Source organism: Bacillus cereus group sp. Bc061, assembly GCF_027715825.1.
Classification (GTDB): domain Bacteria; phylum Bacillota; class Bacilli; order Bacillales; family Bacillaceae_G; genus Bacillus_A; species Bacillus_A paranthracis.
Map to the genome: position 1 here is coordinate 368567 of NZ_JAQFTZ010000001.1, position 17468 is coordinate 386034.

Below are 17468 nucleotides of genomic sequence, written 5' to 3' on the forward strand. Positions count from 1 at the left end.
ATATGAAAAATATAATAGTTGGGCTTGCTTGTTATATTATTTTTCTAATATGTGAGTGGTCAAATGTAAACCCAGTTGAAGCAATTATTTTATTATCTATTTTGTTATGTATACCGATGTCTTTTTGTATTATTGATAAAAGAGCACGAAATGGATCGTATTTATTATTTTATAAATCCGTATCGTTTTTATATCCGATAGCAGCGATTTGTGCAATGTTAGCTTTCGTAACAAATCAATATATCTTTGCGATAATTTGGTTTGTATATACGGGGATCGTTGCGTTATTTGGTATAAATAGATTACTAGAAAGAGGATGGACACCGTTAGAAGAGACAGCTATCGATAGTGCGTTTATTTATTTGTTTTTAGGTGGTTTTTGGTTTTTTGCTTCTGTAGCAAAGATTTCGATTATGCAGTTTACTTCTGACATTGTTTTACTCACAGCTGCACACTTTCATTATTCGGCGTTTCTATTGCCATTATCAGCTGGTTTAATAGGGCGGAAGAGAGAAAAGAGCAGTAAAGTATATGATGCAATTATGTTTATTATAGTCATTTCACCGATGACAATTGCGATTGGAATTACGTACTCAAGGGTATTTGAATTTTTTGCAGTGTTCCTATATTTATGTGCGATTTATGGGTATAGAATTTATGTTTGGCGGGCGAAATTTAATGCTATCAGTGCAAAAATCCTCCTAATCATATCGTCTAGTACGCTCATGGTAACAATTATGTTTTCACTTATATATTCGTATGGGAATTTGAAACATGTAATGACGATTACAATTGCCCAAATGGTTTGGATTCACGGTGTTGTTAATGGAATTGGAGTAGCGTTGCCGGCATTTGTCGGCTGGATGATTGAAAAGAGTGTTCCGAACTATAAATATTACGGGAAACCAATGAGCAGATTAAGAGGAGAGGCGACAGTTGGTGAAGCATTTTTACATAACAGAAATGTAATAGATAGCAAGGAATACAAAGGCTTAGTTGATAAAATGAATGATTTCCATAGTGGGATATTTGATAGGGCCAAGATTCCTGTAAGTATTATTCGTTTTTATGAAAATACAACAGAGTATGAATTACAATCGCATATTAAATGGACTCGCTGGTTCCACCCGTTTGCATTTTGCTATGAGAAAATGAGTAAGCGTGTAGGACAAATACATTTAGGAATGGGCGGCAAGTGGGAAACGATGCACGGCTCTATCATAGGGATAATGGATGAGAAGGATGGAAGGGAGAATGTAAGAGCTTGGTTAAGGAAAAATGAAGCAGGAGCATCTATTTTTGTAGCTCTTTACTCAAAACATACGTATAAGAATGAGACATATATGAATATCGCATTGCCTCTACCATATTCGAATATGGCAGAGGTTTTAAAATTACAGATTTTCCGAATAGGAAAGCCCACTACGGTGCGATAGTACCCCCTTTAGGGGTGGGATGATAGTGAGGTCAAATGCGATGTATAGATAAAATACCGAAAGTATGTTCTGTACATCGAGTATTTGAAATGGTATAATTTTCATAACAGACAAGTGAAAGTCTCTAAAACAATCTTGTTCTCTGAAAACAGAATACATATGAGGTTGGAGTAACAAATTCTTCTGCTCCGTAAAATGTATTGAGTCGTCAAGTACAAGACGCTAAAACACATTTGAGAACTCACAATCTGACTCGTTTGGTAATAGAACGAGTGCCGTATCTGCTAGATGCACTGGATATGGAGTGGTGATGGCACACCGCAATCTTGCACGTCAGCGATACTAGAAATAGACTTCGCCTTTGGTAGCAAGAATCCCACTGACGTTAGTCAGCTTGCGGCTTTAGCCGTGGGAGTGTCAATAGTAAGCTGAGAAGAAATGGTAAGGGAGATGAGGGGATTTATATACATAATCGTTTCTTTACAATCCGTTTACCGTTAGCTGAGACGTTTATTATTAAAGAGGGCACCAATCAAATGTTAGAAGCTAACCATAAAATGTGGATATTTGGAGTTAAGTTTTTAGAAATTGATTATGAGATTAAGAAAATAGAGGAGAAGTAAGAAAAGCTTGGAGAGATTCCAAGCTTTTTTTACGTATGGGTAATTGTCATAGCGACTTGTTTATCTAAGTCTTTGTCCCAAACACGTTGAATTTCAAACGTACCTTTTTCAAAAAATAATGGAAATCTTTCTTTAAACCAATCTTGCATAGGAAGATTTAGTGCTGTAGCGATTGGTACCCATAATAATTTACCTTCAGGAGGATCCACAAGAAGCTCACCTTCAAATGAATCTGTCCAATAGTTAAATACCATATATCGAACATTTTCTTTCGGATTTACGTATTCATCTAATCCCTTAAAGGTTAAAGTTGAAACAAGTAATCCAGTTTCTTCTTTTACTTCCCGTTTAGCAGCTTGAACGATACTTTCTGGAAAATCTACTTTTCCGCCGGGAGCGATGTAACCAGGGAAGCCAAGGTGATTGGGGCGCTGTATTAACAATACTTTGTTATTCCGCTGAATCATACACATTGTATACATACGGTGCTCTATATCTTTCCAATTGTTGCTCATATGAATCTCTCCTCTTAATAAAATCTTATAGTTTTTAACTATAGTTATGTATGACAAAAAATACAATAATAATACAAAATTATACAATTTTCAATTGACTATTACTAATTTTCAGAACTATAATTAGTCTGTTACATAAATACATCGTACTTGAGAGGGGAATATATTCTATGAAAAATAGAATAATCGCAGCAGGAGTAATTGCAGCTAGTATATTATCTTATTCATCTAGTAGTTTCGCGCAAACAAAAAAATTTCCAGATGTCCCAGCTAAACATTGGGCAGAAGACTCTATTTATTATTTAGTAGAGAAAGGTGCAGTTACAGGTAACGAAAAAGGAATGTTTGAGCCAGGAAAAGAAATCACTCGTGCAGAAGCAGCTACAATGATGGCTCAAATCTTAAACTTACCAATCGATAAAAATGCTAAACCATCTTTCGGTGATTCTCAAAACCAATGGTATACCCCATTCATCGCAGCTGTAGAAAAAGCTGGCGTTGTAAAAGGGAAAGGAGCGGGCGTATTCGATCCAACTGGGAAAATTGACCGAGTTTCAATGGCCTCTCTTATTGTAGAAGCTTACAAATTAGATTCTAAAGTAAATGGTACTCCAGCAACTAAATTTAGTGATCTAGAAAAAAGTTGGGGTAAAGCAAAAGCTAACATTCTAGTTGAATTAGGGATTTCTATTGGAACTGGTGACAAATGGGAGCCCGAAAAAATTCTAACTAAAGCAGAGGCAGCTCAATTTATAAAAAAGGCAGATTCTCTTAAAATAGGTAACCCTTTAGTAGAAAAGGTAGTTATTATTGATCCTGGTCATGGAGGATTTGATCCAGGGAATCCAGGGCAAGGTGTAGAGGAAAGTAAAATCGTATTTGATACATCTTTAAGATTACAGAAGTTGTTAGAAAAAAATACACCTTTAAAAGCTTTATTAACACGTGAAGAGAACGGAAATCCAGGAAGTAACAAAAATGAATCTCTTGCGAATCGAGTGAAATTTGGTCAAGAGAACAATGCAGATATATTTGTAAGCATTCATGCAAATTCTTCTGAAAATCATGATGGTCATGGAACGGAAACGTATTATTATAAAAAATCCAAGCGTGGAGAAGAGACACAGATTGAAAAGGATAGTGAAGTGTTAGCAAAGAAAATTCAAAATAGAGTAGTAGAAGCACTACATACAAGAGATAGAAATATAAAAGACAATCACTCACTTTATGTAGTAAATAATAATACAGTACCAGCAGTTTTAACAGAGCTTGCCTTTATTGATAATGATATAGATAATGGTAAATTAGCTACTGAATCAGGAAGACAAATTGCTGCTGAGGCAGTTTATGCTGGGATTTTAGATTATTATGAGTGGAAAGGTTTCGATGTTGAAAAATATCGTTTAGCTAAATAACAATATTGATTGCTAAGTCCATCGTCTACATAGAGATGGGCTTTTTATGTGATTTTATGTAATTTTGTATCGAAATAAAAAGATATATCGTATTATGTTGATTATAAATAAAATAATGGTAGATTAGTTGATTTTTATCACGTATACTTTTACTGTTGACTATTTAAGAGTTTGTTAGTTTAATAGGGAAAATTATACGATAAAGGGAGGCAAGTTAACACGGGACAAGCATATAAAAAACGTGTTAAAAAATTTATGAAAAAAGTTATTTCTAATGTGTTAGCAGTGACAGTCGCGCTTCAAGTAGTGATGGCTCCAGCAACTTCGTTTGCATCTACAAAAGAATTTCCAGATGTTCCAAAAAATCATTGGGCACTTGAAGCAATTAATGATTTAACGTCAAAAGGGATTATTGCAGGTTACGATAATGGTAAATTCGGCTTCGGAGATGTTGTAACTCGTGAGCAAGTAGCAGCATTAATGTATCGCGCATTAAAACCAGAAGCAAAAAGTGATTATAAAAATCCATACTCTGATATTAGTGCAGGAACGACAATGTTCCCAAAGGAAATTTTAGCATTAACAGATATGGGGATTTTCGTAGGTGATGATAAAGGAACGTTTAGACCGAAAGAATCATTAACACGTGCGGAGATGTCTGTTATTTTGCAAAAAGCATTTAAATTAGAAGTAAAAGCACCACATACATTTGATGATATAGATGCAACATATTGGTGGGCAAAGGAAGCAATTAGTGCATTGCAATCTAATGGTGTAGCGGCAGGGAATGGACTTGGAGGATTTGATCCATCAGGTGTATTAACGCGTGAAGGCTATGCACAACTTTTATATAAAGCGATGCAAATAAAAAAGGATGTTCCTGTTGAACAACCATCATATATTAATCTAGATGTGACATTACCATCTAACGTAACAGCGCAAGAGATTGATAATTTTATTAAAAAATCCCATCCAGATAGCCCACTTGTTGGGAATGGTAAAGATTTTATTCAAGCGCAAAACGAGTATGGTGTGAGCGCATTATACTTAGCTGCACATGCAATTTTAGAATCTGGTTACGGTAAATCAGAAATTGCATATCGTAAACATAATTTATTTGGCTTAAAGGCATTTGATTGGGAGCCATTTGCCAATGCGAAATACTTACCATCTTACGCGCAAAGTATTTCATACAATGCTGATTATGTACGAAAGAATTATTTAGAAGAAGGTGCTGATCATTTCCATGGCTACACATTACCTGCTATGAATGAAAAGTATGCAACAGATAAAGAATGGGCTGGCAAAATCGCTAATATTATGGAACGTATTAAACCGTTTAACAAGAAAGACTATGAAAATGTAAAACGATTACCAAAAAACCCTAATACATTAAATGTAAATGCATTAGACGAAGCGATTCCATATAAAGATTATGCAAAAGATGCAACAGCTACTGTTCAATTAGTAGGCTCTTACTATCAAGTACCATATCCATTTGGCTATACAATTAAGAGCGTACCAAATATTACGCAAAATGAAGTTGGAAAATTAGAAAGTGGCAAGAAAGTAAATGTATATCGTGAAGATCCAAACGGCTGGGTAGAATTTTCATTTGAAAATGCTCAAGAAAAATATTGGACATTAAAGAAGAACTTAAAAATATAAATAAAAAAGGTGTTTTCATTTATGAAAACACCTTTTTTATTTATATTTAACATGTAATATTTTTAGATTCAGTATGAGTTTCTTTTTTATGTTTTTACCAATAATTAAACCGTTTCATATATAATTAAAAGTATTTAAGATTGAATTTTCTGTTTTTGTTTCATTGTTAACTTAATTTGAAAAGAGGAGAGGTATATGCAAGGAGAAATACCAACAGAGAAAAGTTTAAGTTATATCGGTAAATTGCTATTGCCAGTTAAAGCGTCACCACATTTTAAATTTTTATGGGTTGGGCAATTGCTTTCGACTTTAGGTAGTTCGATAACGATGGTTATTTTGCCAGTCGTTGTATATTCATTAACTGGATCAACAGTTGTAATGGGAATGACTATGGCAATGTACATGCTTCCTAATATTCTTGCGTTACCGTTTGCGGGATTAATCGTAGATCGAATGGATCGAGTGAAAGTAATGTTATTTACAGATATAGTTCGCTGCATATTAATGCTATTACTTGCAACACTTATATTTATGGATGATTTAACAATTCCGCTTCTATATGTCCTCATAGCATTATATGGACTTATGGAAGGGATATTTCAACCAGCGTATGCGGCTGTAAGAGCGAAAGTATTTGTACCGGACATTCGAAATGCAGCTAATGCATTAACGCAAATGAGTAATCAAGGTATACGACTAATTGGACCGGCTCTTGGAGGATTAATCGTTTCAGTTGCATCTGCTGGAATAGGGTTTGGACTAGATGCAGTAACATATTTGTTATCATTTTTTTGTTTATTATTTTTAAGGGAAATAAAGTTTAAAAAAGTAAAAACGATTGAAAAAAGAAAAATCGATTACAAACAAGAGTTTATGGAAGGTGTTTTCGTTTTAAAAAGTCATCCGTGGCTATGGATTACAATTTTAGTTTTTTCTTTTATCAATATTTGTTATGCAGGAATTATTGTCGTATTAATTCCATGGTTATTTAATGTTCATCATCATTTTGAAGCATACGTGTATGGATTAGGAATGGCATCCTCTGGTGTTGGAGCTGTAATTGCCGCGCTAATATTTGGCGGGAGAGAACGGTGGCATAAGCGGGGATTACTTGCCTATGGTGGTGTTTTAATAAGTGGTTGTGCGCTTTTAATAATGCCGTTTATTGCTTGGGCACCTGCTTTAATCGCATTAATGGCAATTGAAGGGTTCGGTATGATGATATTTGGACTCATTTGGGAAACGAGTTTACAAGAGCTCGTGCCAGAAGAAGCATTTGGAAGAGTGGCAAGCCTTGATATGTTAGGTTCATTTGCTTTATTGCCACTAGGTTATGTAGTTGTAGGATGGTTAGCTACTGTCATAGGTGGTGAGATAACGATTATAACATTAGCTATTTTAGTACTTGTAACAATTGGAGTAGCATTATGTGTGCCGAGTATTCGAAGATTTGATTGATGATATAAGGGAAGGTGGGAACGACTTATATGCTTATAAAAAATTTGAACGATATAGTCGCAAAGGAATGGGACAACCAATATACTTTGCAGGAAAAGATCTTTGAAGTAAAAAATTTCACAGTCTATATTGCTACCCATAGAGAAAATAAGCTAGCATATAATCAACTAGTATTAATAAAACATTTTTGTAACGAAAAGCCTTCCGTGCATATTTGGCATAAGAAAATTAGCACCGATGCAACAAAACTGGACATAACAAAAGAAGTGACAGAAGCCATTCAAACTGGTTTTGTAAATGAAGAGTAAGCCCTAATTAAATTAGGGCTTACTCTTCATTAAATACAAATGTTTGTTTCATTTTTTTACTTTCATTTACTGGATGGCCGTTGTAAGAAAAGTTCTTTTCTTCCCAAGTAATCACAACTTTAAAATTATGGCTATTAAAGTCTAATGGGAATACCATGTAGTCAAAGCTTGTATGACTTTTAGAAATATTTTCATTAGGGGTAGTAGGTTTAAAGGTAGCTTTAGAGGTAGGATTGTTATCAAGTATTTCCACGGATACGTTTGATACATCATGACCGATGTTTTTTACGAGTAAACTATATGTATCAAATACACCTTGTTTTGGCTGGATTGCTTGCTTGTTTACGTTATGAGATTTATCAATTTCGATATACCATTGTTTAGACTTTGATGCAATTGGTAGTGATTGAAATGTGTATGCACTAGCTTGTATTGGTAGTGCTAAGCATATAAGCGTAAAGAGAGTTAATATTTTTCGTTTCATTTTTTGAGAGCTCCCATTCTTTAATGAATTTTTTGTTATTTTCTTCTCTTTTTGAGATAATATACCATGCGATTTAGGGGGGAGGATATATTGAAAGAACTCGTAAGTATGGGAAGCAGTATTTTTCTACAATTATTATTTTTGTATATATTTATTTCTGGTGTTTTATTAGAACTCAATCCATGGTATGCAGTAGTTGTTTATGTGACTATTGCTATAATAAGTCTTCTTCTGGGGGTATACTCGATGATTTTCTCTATGAAGAGAAGGCCGAATACTCTTTTTCTAACATTACCAGGTGGAATTATAATAACATTATTTTCAATGTTAATCATTGGATTTACAGTATTTGCTTATTTTTTACCAGAAGGAGGTATTCCGCCTGTCATTCGTTTGTAGTATGAGTGAATCGATGGAGTTTCTATTTTTATTGTTAGTCTTTCTAAGTAAGCGACATACATCTTAAAAAAGGAAACTGTGTAGAGATTTTTTTGCATAGTCTCCTTTTTTGTTTTTGTAATTAATAATAGGTGTGCTTAAAAATATATTGGTGAAGTTAATTTATCGATATAAAAAAAGTAGAGATTGTTTTTTGAAAAAATTTTTAATTTGAAAAAAATCCCAATGGATATGTTAAAATAACATTGTCATACAACAAGGGGGATTTGTTTTATGGAAAATGGACATCTTGCTAAAGTAGATTTAAAGAAAAAAATTGAATCAAAATCTAAGTATAATAAGAAACTTGAAAAATACCAAAGACGTTTATTAGCACTTCAGCAAATTGTAAAAGAGGAAAAAATTGCAGTTATGCTCGTTATGGAAGGCTGGGATGCGGCTGGAAAAGGCGGGGCGATTAAGCGAGTGACGGAACATCTTGATCCGCGCGGGTTTCAAGTAACTCCAATCGGAGCACCTGCACCTCATGAAAAACGGTACCATTATTTGCAACGTTTCTGGCGGAAACTTCCTCAATACGGGCAAATCACCATTTTTGATCGCTCGTGGTATGGCCGTGTGTTAGTTGAGCGTGTGGAAGGTTTTGCTACACAGGAAGAATGGATGAGAGCATATGATGAGATTAATGATTTTGAAAAATTATTAACCGATGATCATTACATAATAGGGAAGTTCTTCTATCATATCAGTAAAGATGAACAATTAAAGAGGTTTAAAGATAGAGAGAACAATCCTTTGAAAAGATGGAAAATTACAGACGAAGATTGGCGAAACCGCGAAAAATGGGACGAGTATGTTGAAGCAATGGAAGAAATGTTTGAAAAAACAAATAAGCCAAATGCGAAATGGCAAATTATTGCGAGTAACGATAAATTGTATGCTCGTTTGAAAACGTTGAAAGTGATTATTTCGTTAATTGAGGATTACCTTTTAGAACATAATATAGAATTACCTTCGTATTATTATGAGATGAAAGAAGGTAAGACAGAAGATTTGGAAACGATGCAAGATGGAGCTGTAAAATAGTTAACATATTGTATATGAAATATAAAGAAAGAGCATCTTGTAATTTTAGGAAACTAAATTATAGGATGTTTTTTTTGTTTAGAAGCATTGTTTCAATTCCATCACTATGTTCTAACTTTCTTAAATAACTGGAAAATGACAATTGAAAAATAGTATGATTTGATATTAAGATTGTTAAAAAGAGAATGTGTAGAGGGGTTAATATGAGATTTTTAATTGAATATAAAGATTTTAAAAATAAAGAGGGAAACAATAAAACCTTAACTGTACTAGATACATTTTTAAATGAGCACTTAATTGGTAAATATCATGGACAAACCTTTGATACAATTTTGGTAAGATTTATTAACAATTCACCTGCAACAAGAAAATTTAAAAATAAGTCTCTTTATAAAATAATAGCTGAGATTGAATTAATAGGGGATTTTAAAAATAGTAATAAATTAAATTTTGAGGAATTTCAAATGGCGTTATTAAAAATAGAAGAAGCAATAAAAAAAGTTCGGCACATTAAGTTGAAAGAACCTTTAGACTATAAAGAGGATGAGCTTTTAAACGATTATTATAAAGCAATTGAAAAAGCACCGAAAAATATAGAAGAGCTGAAGAATTATGCTCGAGTAGAAGAAAAAAAGAAATTTTATAATAATGCAAAACGAAGCGATTGTTTAATGTATAAGTATAAAACTAATCCAACGGAATTGAACAGAAATATAGTTGGTATTCGTATATATGACCAACTTGAAAATGGAATGTTAGCACCTTTTGATTATATTTATTCGGAGTTATTTAGTAATTTGTTGAGGCGTGCCGAGGTGAAACTTCCAAATTACAGTGAAATATACGTTAATATTGGTGAAACAATAGAAGATGCAAAACAAGAAATATCATTAGAAACATGGCATAAATACACATATGCTGCATTGAATTTATCTAAGTACTTATGTAGCGACAAATATGAAAAATCTCAAATGCTTTTTGAAAGCGTATGTGATGGATTGAGATTAATTGCGGAGTTTGATCATTTAGAAAAAGAGAAAATAGAAAAAGTGATTAATTATATTAAAAATAATGGAGAAGATTTGGATTTGGTTTATGCAGCAAAGGAGAATAAAAACTATAGAGCTGAAGTTATTTATAAAGTTCCTAAAGAGTATAGAGATAAAGCTGAGTATAGACTTAGAGTAATAGATTTAAAAACAGGAAATATAGGAATTGTTCATATTGATTGTATTAATACATATTGGGCTCCGTATAGCTTTGGTAAAATATTATTAAAAAAAGATGAAATTGTTATTAAAGGAAGAGAAAGTTTCAGAGCAGAAATCTCGCGAAGGCAAGATAAACTACCTTCTGAATATAAATTTAAAATTCTAGAGCTTTTTTGAAATATTCATTATAGTTATGCTTCCGTTTCTAAAAAGAGAAATAAAGGCATGTCTGTATTTAAATGAGATGAATCAAGGATAAAATAACAACTACCATTATTATTGAATATGACACAACAATTATAGTACATTAACAAGTGGAATTTATTATATAAAGTAGGTGAGGAATTGCTAGATAGGGCGGGAGCTTTAAAAAGTAATCGTATGTATACAGAAGAAGAACAACAAAAATTATACAAAAGAACATTAATAATCGTAAGCTTTTCACAAATGTTTGGCGGAGCTGGGTTAGCTGCTGGCATTACAGTAGGTGCACTTCTTGCGCAGCAAATGCTTGGGACAGATGCATTTGCAGGTTTACCGGCTGCTATGTTTACGATGGGATCTGCGATAGCGGCTTTCTTTGTTGGGAAGTTATCGCAAAAGTATGGTCGCCGCGTAGGGCTTGCAGCGGGTTTTATAGTAGGTGGGTTAGGGGCTATTGGAGTTGTGATGGCAGCTTTAACAAATAGTATTATTCTTTTACTAGTTTCTTTACTCATATATGGCGCGGGTACAGCTACAAATTTACAAGCGCGTTATGCTGGAACGGATTTAGCGAATAAGAAGCAAAGAGCAACTGCCATTAGTATTACGATGGTAATGACGACTTTTGGTGCAGTCGCAGGTCCAAATTTAGTAGGTGTAATGGGAAGATTTGCTCATTCAATTGGAATTCCTGAACTGGCTGGTCCGTTCATATTATCAGCGGCGGCGTTTATACTGGCGGGTCTTGTCCTTTTTGTTATGCTACGTCCAGATCCGTTACTTATTGCTAATATGATAGAATCATATAAACAAGAACATACATATAAAGGGCAAGCGGTAATAGAAGAAGCGAAAGAAAATAAAAGAGGTATTACAGTTGGAGCTATCGTAATGATACTTACGCAAATCGTGATGGTTGCAATTATGACGATGACGCCAGTTCATATGGGGCACCACGGTCACGGTTTAAGTGCTGTAGGACTTGTAATTGGTTTTCATGTTGGTGCAATGTACCTTCCATCTCTCGTTACAGGAATATTAATTGATAAAATTGGTAGAACTACGATGAGTATAGCTGGCGGAGTAATTTTACTAGCAGCAGGTGTCATAGCTGCGCTAGCGCCGAGCGATTCTTTAATACTATTAATTGTTGCTTTGTCTTTACTTGGATTAGGCTGGAACCTTGGTTTAATAAGTGGTACTGCTCAAATTGTTGATGCAACTATACCTTCGACACGTGCAAAAACACAAGGGAAGATAGATGTGTTTATTGCGTTAGCTGGAGCTTCTGGTGGAGCGATGTCAGGAATGGTAGTAGCGAATTCAAGTTATGCGGCATTGTCATTAGCTGGAGGAGTGTTAGCTTTCATGCTGATTCCTGTTGTGATATGGTCTCGAAAAGGAGAAAGAAATTAAAGAAGAGGTTCTAGTTATTGACTAGAACCTCTTTTTCATGCATTTAACTTAAATCCCACTCCACAATAAGACCTAAATGTGTAAGACCACCACCAAATCCGTACAGTAAAAGTGTGTCTCCGTTATTTAATTTCCCTTCTTTTCTAGCTAAATCTAGAGCGAGTGGAATAGAGACAGAAGATGTATTCCCCATATATTCCACGCTCGTTAATGTTTTTTGTATTGGAATTTGAGATTTTTCACAAATAGATTCAATCATGCGTAAGTTAGCGCTATGAGGAATGAGCCAGTCTATATCATCTTTTTGCATATTTGCAGTATGTAATAGTTCTTTTATACCTGCTGGCACCGTACGTGTTGCCCATTTATATACTTCTCTTCCATTTTGAACGATTTTTTCATTTGTTTGCAGTTGTGTGCCATTCATAGTGGTAGATAAATTTGTTCTGTATAGGTGAATTCCGCCGTCACCGTTTGTGCCCATGTGATACGCGATAAAGCTTGGTTTGTTTTCATCTCTTTCTAATAAAATAGCGCCAGCACCATCGCCAAATAAAATGCAGGTCGTTCTATCGGTGTAATCAGTAACTTTTGATAATGTCTCTGTCGCTACGACAAGTACTTTTTTATGTGATCCAGAAGTAATCAAGCTATTACCGACGTGCAAGCCATATGTGAAACCAGCGCAAGTGGCATTTAAATCAAATGCCATTGTATGAGGTATGTTGAAGTATTGTTGTATTTGGCAAGCAACACTAGGGAAAACGTAATCAGCAGTAGTAGTAGCGACAATGATACAGTCGACATCTTCTAAGTTTTTCTTATATGTTGTACATAAATTTTCAACTGCTTTAATGGCTAAGTTTGAGGCGTATTCATCTTCGCTAGCGATTCTTCTTTCCTTCATTCCTGTTCTTTGTACAATCCATTCATCATTCGTATCGATCATTTTTTCTAAATCATGATTTGATAATATTTGTTCTGGAACATGAGTACCAATTGCAGTAATACGGGATTTAGAATTCATAGGAACAGCTCCTAATTTTATTTTATAACCTGATACTAATACCAGGTTATAAAAATGTCAATATAGATTTTTAGTGTATTGAACGACTTAGCTTACTATGGAGGAATTTAGCGAGTGTTGTAAAAATAATATACGAGAAGTTTCTAAAATTGATAATGAAGGGAGTTGGGCTCCTTGAAAAGAATTTTACGTATGTTGCCTTTTGTCATTATTTGTAGCTTTATTTTTATTATTTTTCCAGAGAAATCTTATGCTTGTGATTGTATTAACGTATCAGCAGAAGAGGCTTTTCAAAAAAACGATGTAGTGTTTGAGGGACAAGTAATTGAGGTTGGAAGGAAAGAAGGAGGTGGAATTGAAGTATTATTTGAAGTGAAGAAAATTTGGAAAGGGACAAATTCTTCGCAAATTATTGTATATACAAATGGTGGTGATTGTGTGTTTCATTTTGTGGAAGGAGGAGAGTACTTAATATATTCTTCTCAAAGAGGATCTGAAAAACAATTACACACAAATAGTTGTAGTGGAACGAAGAGATTAGATGAGGCAGGGGCGGACAAAGTGGCTTTACGTCAAATTGCAAAAGAGTCTGTTCCAACGAAGAAAGTGGATTTAAAAGGGGAGATGGTGAGCGGTTTCAGTTGGTGGCAAGTTGCTATCATTTCCATTTGTCTATTATTAATCATTGTTTTTATCGTGAGAAGAACTCGCAAAAAATGACGATTAAAGTAAAAATATAAAGATTTTCTTTCGTGTGATATAGGTTGTTAAACCTTGTGAAAGCGAATTACTTATGCTACACTTTATGTAACTTAAAATGAACGGAGGGGCTTCCTTTGATCTTAATCAGATTACGTCTCAATACTTTGTGCCAATAATTGAATAGCGCTCAAAGGCTCTGTCTGTGTGCAGAGTGAACGGGATTGGTCTGCCTATTTTAAAGGAACCCTTTATTAAGCTTATATGTGAAAAAGAGGGAGGGACGAATACGCCCTCTTTTTGTTTTGCCTTTATAAATAGAATGGGATTGTATAGGTGAACACTTATAGTGGATACGCATACGATCTTGGGACTTTTTAACTATGAGATAGGATGAAAGCACAACTTTCTTCTATTTCTTTGGTGAACCCTTATCCGTTTACGAAAACACAGGCAGCGACCTGTGTTTTTTATTTTACGTAATCGAAATGGAGGAATAAATATATGGAAGAATTATTACAAAGAGCAGTTTTAGTTGGAGTAAATTTAGGTAATGAGGATGATTTTGCATATTCGATGGAAGAGCTAACGAATCTTGCAGAAGCTTGTGATGTAGAGGTAATTGGACAAGTGACGCAAAATTTGCAACGTGTAAATCCATCCCATTATATTGGAAAAGGAAAGATTGAAGAAGTAGCAGCCTATGTAAATGAAGTAGGTGCGAATATGGTCATCTTTAATGACGAATTATCGCCTTCTCAAATTCGAAATTTAGAAGCAGATTTAGATTGTAAAGTAATTGACCGTACCATATTAATTTTAGACATTTTTGCGCAACGTGCGAAAACGAAAGAAGCGCAGCTGCAAGTAGAAGTGGCCCACCTTCAGTATATGATGCCTCGTTTAATTGGTCTTCGTGAATCGTTAGGAAGACAGAGCGGCGGTGTTGGTACGAAAAATAAAGGTGTCGGTGAGAAGAAATTAGAGTTGGATCGTCGTAAAATTGAAGAACAAATTTCAGTTTTAAATAAAGATTTAGAAGCTCTTGTTGCGCAGCGTCAAACGCAGCGAAAACAACGTAAGAAAAATGAAATTCCTGTTGTAGCATTAGTAGGTTATACAAACGCGGGAAAATCAACGACGATGAATGCGATGCTTGAAATTTACAATGGTACAGAAGAAAAACAAGTATTTGAAAAGGATATGTTATTTGCAACGTTAGAAACATCGGTGCGAAATATTGAGTTACCAGATAACAAATCATTCTTATTAACAGATACAGTTGGATTTGTAAGTAAATTACCGCATCATCTTGTGAAAGCATTCCGGTCAACATTAGAAGAAGTAGCGGAAGCAGACCTACTTATTCATGTTGTAGATTACGCAAATCCAAATTATGAACAGTTAATTGATATTACAAATGAAACGTTAAAGAAAATTGGAGTAGAAAATATTCCAACAATTTATGCTTATAACAAATCAGATATGGTAGATGTTGAAATTCCGAAAGTACAAGAAGACCGCGTTTATTTATCAGCGAAGAAACACGTTGGAATTGAAGAACTTGTCGAAATGATTCGCTCACACATTTATAAAGAGTATACGAAGTGTGAAATGCTAATTCCGTATGATCAAGGACAGGTAGTTTCTTATTTCAATACTCATGCGCACGTTCTATCTACGAGTTATGAAAACGAAGGTACGAAACTAGAAGTAGAATGTAAGACGAGTGATTACGAAAAGTATAAGCGTTTTGCAATTTAATAAAGAAGGCGATCCTAATATGTTTTAGGATCGCCTTTTTCTTATTCCGTAATAGAGGCCCACTTATAAGAATAAATTCCTGCAAATGGACGAACAACAACACCTTTTACTGTTGGGCGTTCTAAATACACAAGTCCTGATTGGAAGATTGGAGCGATAGCTGCATCATCTTCAAGTAAGATTTTCTCTGCATTTTGGAACGCTTTCCAACGTGCTGGTAAGTCAGTTACTAAAGTAGAGCTCGTTTTCTCAATTAATTCGTCGTATTGTTTGTTTGAGTAACTCATCTTATTAAACGGTCCGTCTGTAACGAACATATTTAAAAATGTTGTAGGATCAGGATAATCTGGTCCCCATGTAGAAAGTGAAATGTCATAATCACCATTTCCTTCACGATCTAAAAATGCTTTTACTGGAAGTGGTTGTAATGTGATTTTTAATCCAGGTAAGTTTTTCTCCAGCTCACCTTTTAAAAACTCACTAATTTTTTTATCGTTAGACTCATCTGTTGTTATGATTGAAAGAGAAGCGTTTTGTAAATTTGTTTCTTTTTTCGCAGTTTCCCATAGTGTTTTAGCTTCTTTCACATTTGTTTCTACTTTTACATGACTTGTACTGCGAAAATCTTTATTGTCAGGTCCTTTTACGAATCCTTTTGGAACGAATGCATTCGCAGGTATAGAACCATTGTTTAAAATCGTTGTTGCGATTCCTTGTTTATCAAAAGCAAGCGAAATAGCTTTACGAGCATTTTTGTTTGCTAATAAAGGGTTCTTTTGACTAAATCGGAAAAATGTCACAGAAGGACGTTCCATTTTCTTTAAGCTCGGATCTTTTTGATATTTATCAACAAACTCTGAATTGATCGTAATACGGTCTACTTGTTTACTTTCAAATAAATTAACGGCTGTTGAAGTATCTTTTACGATATTTACATTAATTTCATTTAATTTCACATTTTTATTATCCCAGTAGTTCGGGTTTTTTGTCATTTTATAACTTGTATCATGTTTCCATTCACTTAATTGGAAAGGTCCGTTATAAACTACATTTGCAGCTTCAAGTCCGTAATTTTTCCCTTGTGCTTCTACAACCTTTTTGTTTTGAGGATAAAATGTTGCAAATCCCATTAAACCTAAAAAGTATGGAACAGGGTGTTCTAACTGTACTTCAAGAGTTTTATTATCAATCGCCTTTACACCAAATGAATCAATTGGCAATTCTTTTTTATTTATTTTTTCAGCGTTTTTAATATCGAACATAATATGTGCGTATTCAGAAGCAGTTTCTGGATTAACGGCCCGTTTCCATGCATATTCAAAATCATGGGCAGTTACTGGATCGCCATTTGACCATTTTGAATCGTGTAATGTAAATGTATATGTTTTTCCGTCTTCGCTCAGTTTGTATGATTCAGCTGCTGCAGGAACAGGTTTATTGTCAGGACCAGGCATATATAATCCTTCCATTACGTTGTTTAATGCAGCGTAAGAAAACCCATCGGTTGCGATAGATGAATCAAGTGTAGAAATTTCCCCAGCTTCTACAATGTTTAATACTTGTTTCGAAGATTCTTTTTTCTTCTCTCCGGTAGTTGTTGCCTCTTGTTTTTGACCACATGCTGTTAAAAACATAGATAATGTGATTGAGAGTGCAACGATTCCCTTTGTTTTTTTCTTCATAGTTGTCATCCTTTCCTTCATCTCTGCCTTAGTATAAAAGAAAATATAGAAAATTTCTATAAATAAATCCGAT

General features: G+C 34.3%; 14 protein-coding genes and 2 pseudogenes. 12 read left to right on the forward strand and 4 right to left on the reverse strand.

The window, feature by feature from the left end:
- Positions 1-2 precede the first annotated feature (2 nt).
- Positions 3-1397, forward strand: a pseudogene (locus PDQ40_RS01980) (YndJ family protein); the annotation flags it as partial.
- Between the two features lie 455 nt (positions 1398-1852).
- Positions 1853-2059: pseudogene (locus PDQ40_RS01985) on the forward strand (YndJ family protein); the annotation flags it as partial.
- A 29-nt stretch (positions 2060-2088) separates the two neighbouring features.
- Here the strand turns inward: PDQ40_RS01985 and PDQ40_RS01990 are convergent.
- Positions 2089-2574, reverse strand: a complete 486-nt coding sequence (locus PDQ40_RS01990; RefSeq protein WP_270691209.1) for an 8-oxo-dGTP diphosphatase — start codon at positions 2572-2574, stop codon at positions 2089-2091.
- A 170-nt stretch (positions 2575-2744) separates the two neighbouring features.
- Between PDQ40_RS01990 and PDQ40_RS01995 the strand changes: the two genes are divergently transcribed.
- The 4 genes from PDQ40_RS01995 (at position 2745) to PDQ40_RS02010 (ending at position 7423) form a co-directional block, all read left to right on the forward strand.
- Positions 2745-3989 carry an N-acetylmuramoyl-L-alanine amidase gene (locus PDQ40_RS01995; RefSeq protein ID WP_000797228.1) on the forward strand — a complete coding sequence of 415 codons (1245 nt, stop codon included), beginning with the start codon at positions 2745-2747 and terminating at the stop codon, positions 3987-3989.
- Positions 3990-4244: 255 nt separating this feature from the next.
- Entirely contained in the window at positions 4245-5657 is a 1413-nt protein-coding gene (locus PDQ40_RS02000) for an S-layer homology domain-containing protein (RefSeq protein ID WP_270691210.1), read from the forward strand.
- Between the two features lie 195 nt (positions 5658-5852).
- Positions 5853-7115, forward strand: a complete 1263-nt coding sequence (locus tag PDQ40_RS02005) for an MFS transporter (protein WP_214328957.1) — start codon at positions 5853-5855, stop codon at positions 7113-7115.
- A 29-nt stretch (positions 7116-7144) separates the two neighbouring features.
- Positions 7145-7423 (forward strand): hypothetical protein, encoded by a 279-nt coding sequence (locus tag PDQ40_RS02010; RefSeq protein ID WP_061184708.1) that lies wholly within the window; start codon positions 7145-7147, stop codon positions 7421-7423.
- 19 nt (positions 7424-7442) lie between these two features.
- Here the strand turns inward: PDQ40_RS02010 and PDQ40_RS02015 are convergent, their stop codons facing one another.
- On the reverse strand, positions 7443-7907 hold the full coding sequence (locus PDQ40_RS02015) for a hypothetical protein (protein ID WP_000823326.1): 465 nt from the start codon (positions 7905-7907) through the stop codon (positions 7443-7445).
- 90 nt (positions 7908-7997) lie between these two features.
- Here PDQ40_RS02015 and PDQ40_RS02020 point away from each other — a divergent pair, with 90 nt between their 5' ends.
- The 4 genes from PDQ40_RS02020 to PDQ40_RS02035 all read left to right on the forward strand — a co-directional run bounded on the left by PDQ40_RS02020 (position 7998) and on the right by PDQ40_RS02035 (position 12223).
- Positions 7998-8306, forward strand: a complete 309-nt coding sequence (locus tag PDQ40_RS02020; protein WP_000661601.1) for a hypothetical protein — start codon at positions 7998-8000, stop codon at positions 8304-8306.
- A gap of 273 nt (positions 8307-8579) precedes the next feature.
- Positions 8580-9392: a polyphosphate kinase 2 family protein gene (locus tag PDQ40_RS02025; RefSeq protein WP_061536818.1), complete on the forward strand. Its 813-nt coding sequence runs from the start codon at positions 8580-8582 to the stop codon at positions 9390-9392.
- A 203-nt stretch (positions 9393-9595) separates the two neighbouring features.
- Complete coding sequence (locus PDQ40_RS02030; protein WP_001211437.1) at positions 9596-10780, forward strand: hypothetical protein; 1185 nt, start codon at positions 9596-9598, stop codon at positions 10778-10780.
- A 168-nt stretch (positions 10781-10948) separates the two neighbouring features.
- Positions 10949-12223 carry an MFS transporter gene (locus PDQ40_RS02035; RefSeq protein WP_000886932.1) on the forward strand — a complete coding sequence of 425 codons (1275 nt, stop codon included), beginning with the start codon at positions 10949-10951 and terminating at the stop codon, positions 12221-12223.
- 43 nt (positions 12224-12266) lie between these two features.
- Here PDQ40_RS02035 and PDQ40_RS02040 read toward each other — a convergent pair whose 3' ends face one another.
- Positions 12267-13250, reverse strand: a complete 984-nt coding sequence (locus tag PDQ40_RS02040) for a ketoacyl-ACP synthase III (RefSeq protein WP_001086306.1) — start codon at positions 13248-13250, stop codon at positions 12267-12269.
- Between the two features lie 174 nt (positions 13251-13424).
- Between PDQ40_RS02040 and PDQ40_RS02045 the strand changes: the two genes are divergently transcribed.
- Together PDQ40_RS02045 and hflX are read left to right on the forward strand one after the other, a co-directional pair.
- Positions 13425-13970, forward strand: coding sequence for a hypothetical protein (locus PDQ40_RS02045; protein ID WP_000821910.1), 546 nt, complete (start codon positions 13425-13427; stop codon positions 13968-13970).
- 483 nt (positions 13971-14453) lie between these two features.
- Positions 14454-15713, forward strand: a complete 1260-nt coding sequence (hflX, locus tag PDQ40_RS02050) for a GTPase HflX (RefSeq protein WP_061184703.1) — start codon at positions 14454-14456, stop codon at positions 15711-15713.
- Positions 15714-15754: 41 nt separating this feature from the next.
- On the opposite strand, the gene PDQ40_RS02055 is transcribed toward hflX, so the two are convergent.
- On the reverse strand, positions 15755-17395 hold the full coding sequence (locus PDQ40_RS02055; RefSeq protein ID WP_000730649.1) for a peptide ABC transporter substrate-binding protein: 1641 nt from the start codon (positions 17393-17395) through the stop codon (positions 15755-15757).
- Between the last annotated feature and the right edge of the window lie 73 nt (positions 17396-17468).

Excerpts from the sequence above, each read along its gene's own strand:
- PDQ40_RS01990 (WP_270691209.1), bottom strand. The coding sequence starts at position 2,574 with ATGAGCAACAATTGGAAAGATATAGAGCACCGTATGTATACAATGTGT.
- PDQ40_RS01995 (WP_000797228.1), top strand. The coding sequence starts at position 2,745 with ATGAAAAATAGAATAATCGCAGCAGGAGTAATTGCAGCTAGTATATTA.
- PDQ40_RS02000 (WP_270691210.1), top strand. The coding sequence starts at position 4,245 with ATGAAAAAAGTTATTTCTAATGTGTTAGCAGTGACAGTCGCGCTTCAA.
- PDQ40_RS02005 (WP_214328957.1), top strand. The coding sequence starts at position 5,853 with ATGCAAGGAGAAATACCAACAGAGAAAAGTTTAAGTTATATCGGTAAA.
- PDQ40_RS02010 (WP_061184708.1), top strand. The coding sequence starts at position 7,145 with ATGCTTATAAAAAATTTGAACGATATAGTCGCAAAGGAATGGGACAAC.
- PDQ40_RS02015 (WP_000823326.1), bottom strand. The coding sequence starts at position 7,907 with ATGAAACGAAAAATATTAACTCTCTTTACGCTTATATGCTTAGCACTA.
- PDQ40_RS02025 (WP_061536818.1), top strand. The coding sequence starts at position 8,580 with ATGGAAAATGGACATCTTGCTAAAGTAGATTTAAAGAAAAAAATTGAA.
- PDQ40_RS02030 (WP_001211437.1), top strand. The coding sequence starts at position 9,596 with ATGAGATTTTTAATTGAATATAAAGATTTTAAAAATAAAGAGGGAAAC.
- PDQ40_RS02040 (WP_001086306.1), bottom strand. The coding sequence starts at position 13,250 with ATGAATTCTAAATCCCGTATTACTGCAATTGGTACTCATGTTCCAGAA.
- hflX (WP_061184703.1), top strand. The coding sequence starts at position 14,454 with ATGGAAGAATTATTACAAAGAGCAGTTTTAGTTGGAGTAAATTTAGGT.
- PDQ40_RS02055 (WP_000730649.1), bottom strand. The coding sequence starts at position 17,395 with ATGAAGAAAAAAACAAAGGGAATCGTTGCACTCTCAATCACATTATCT.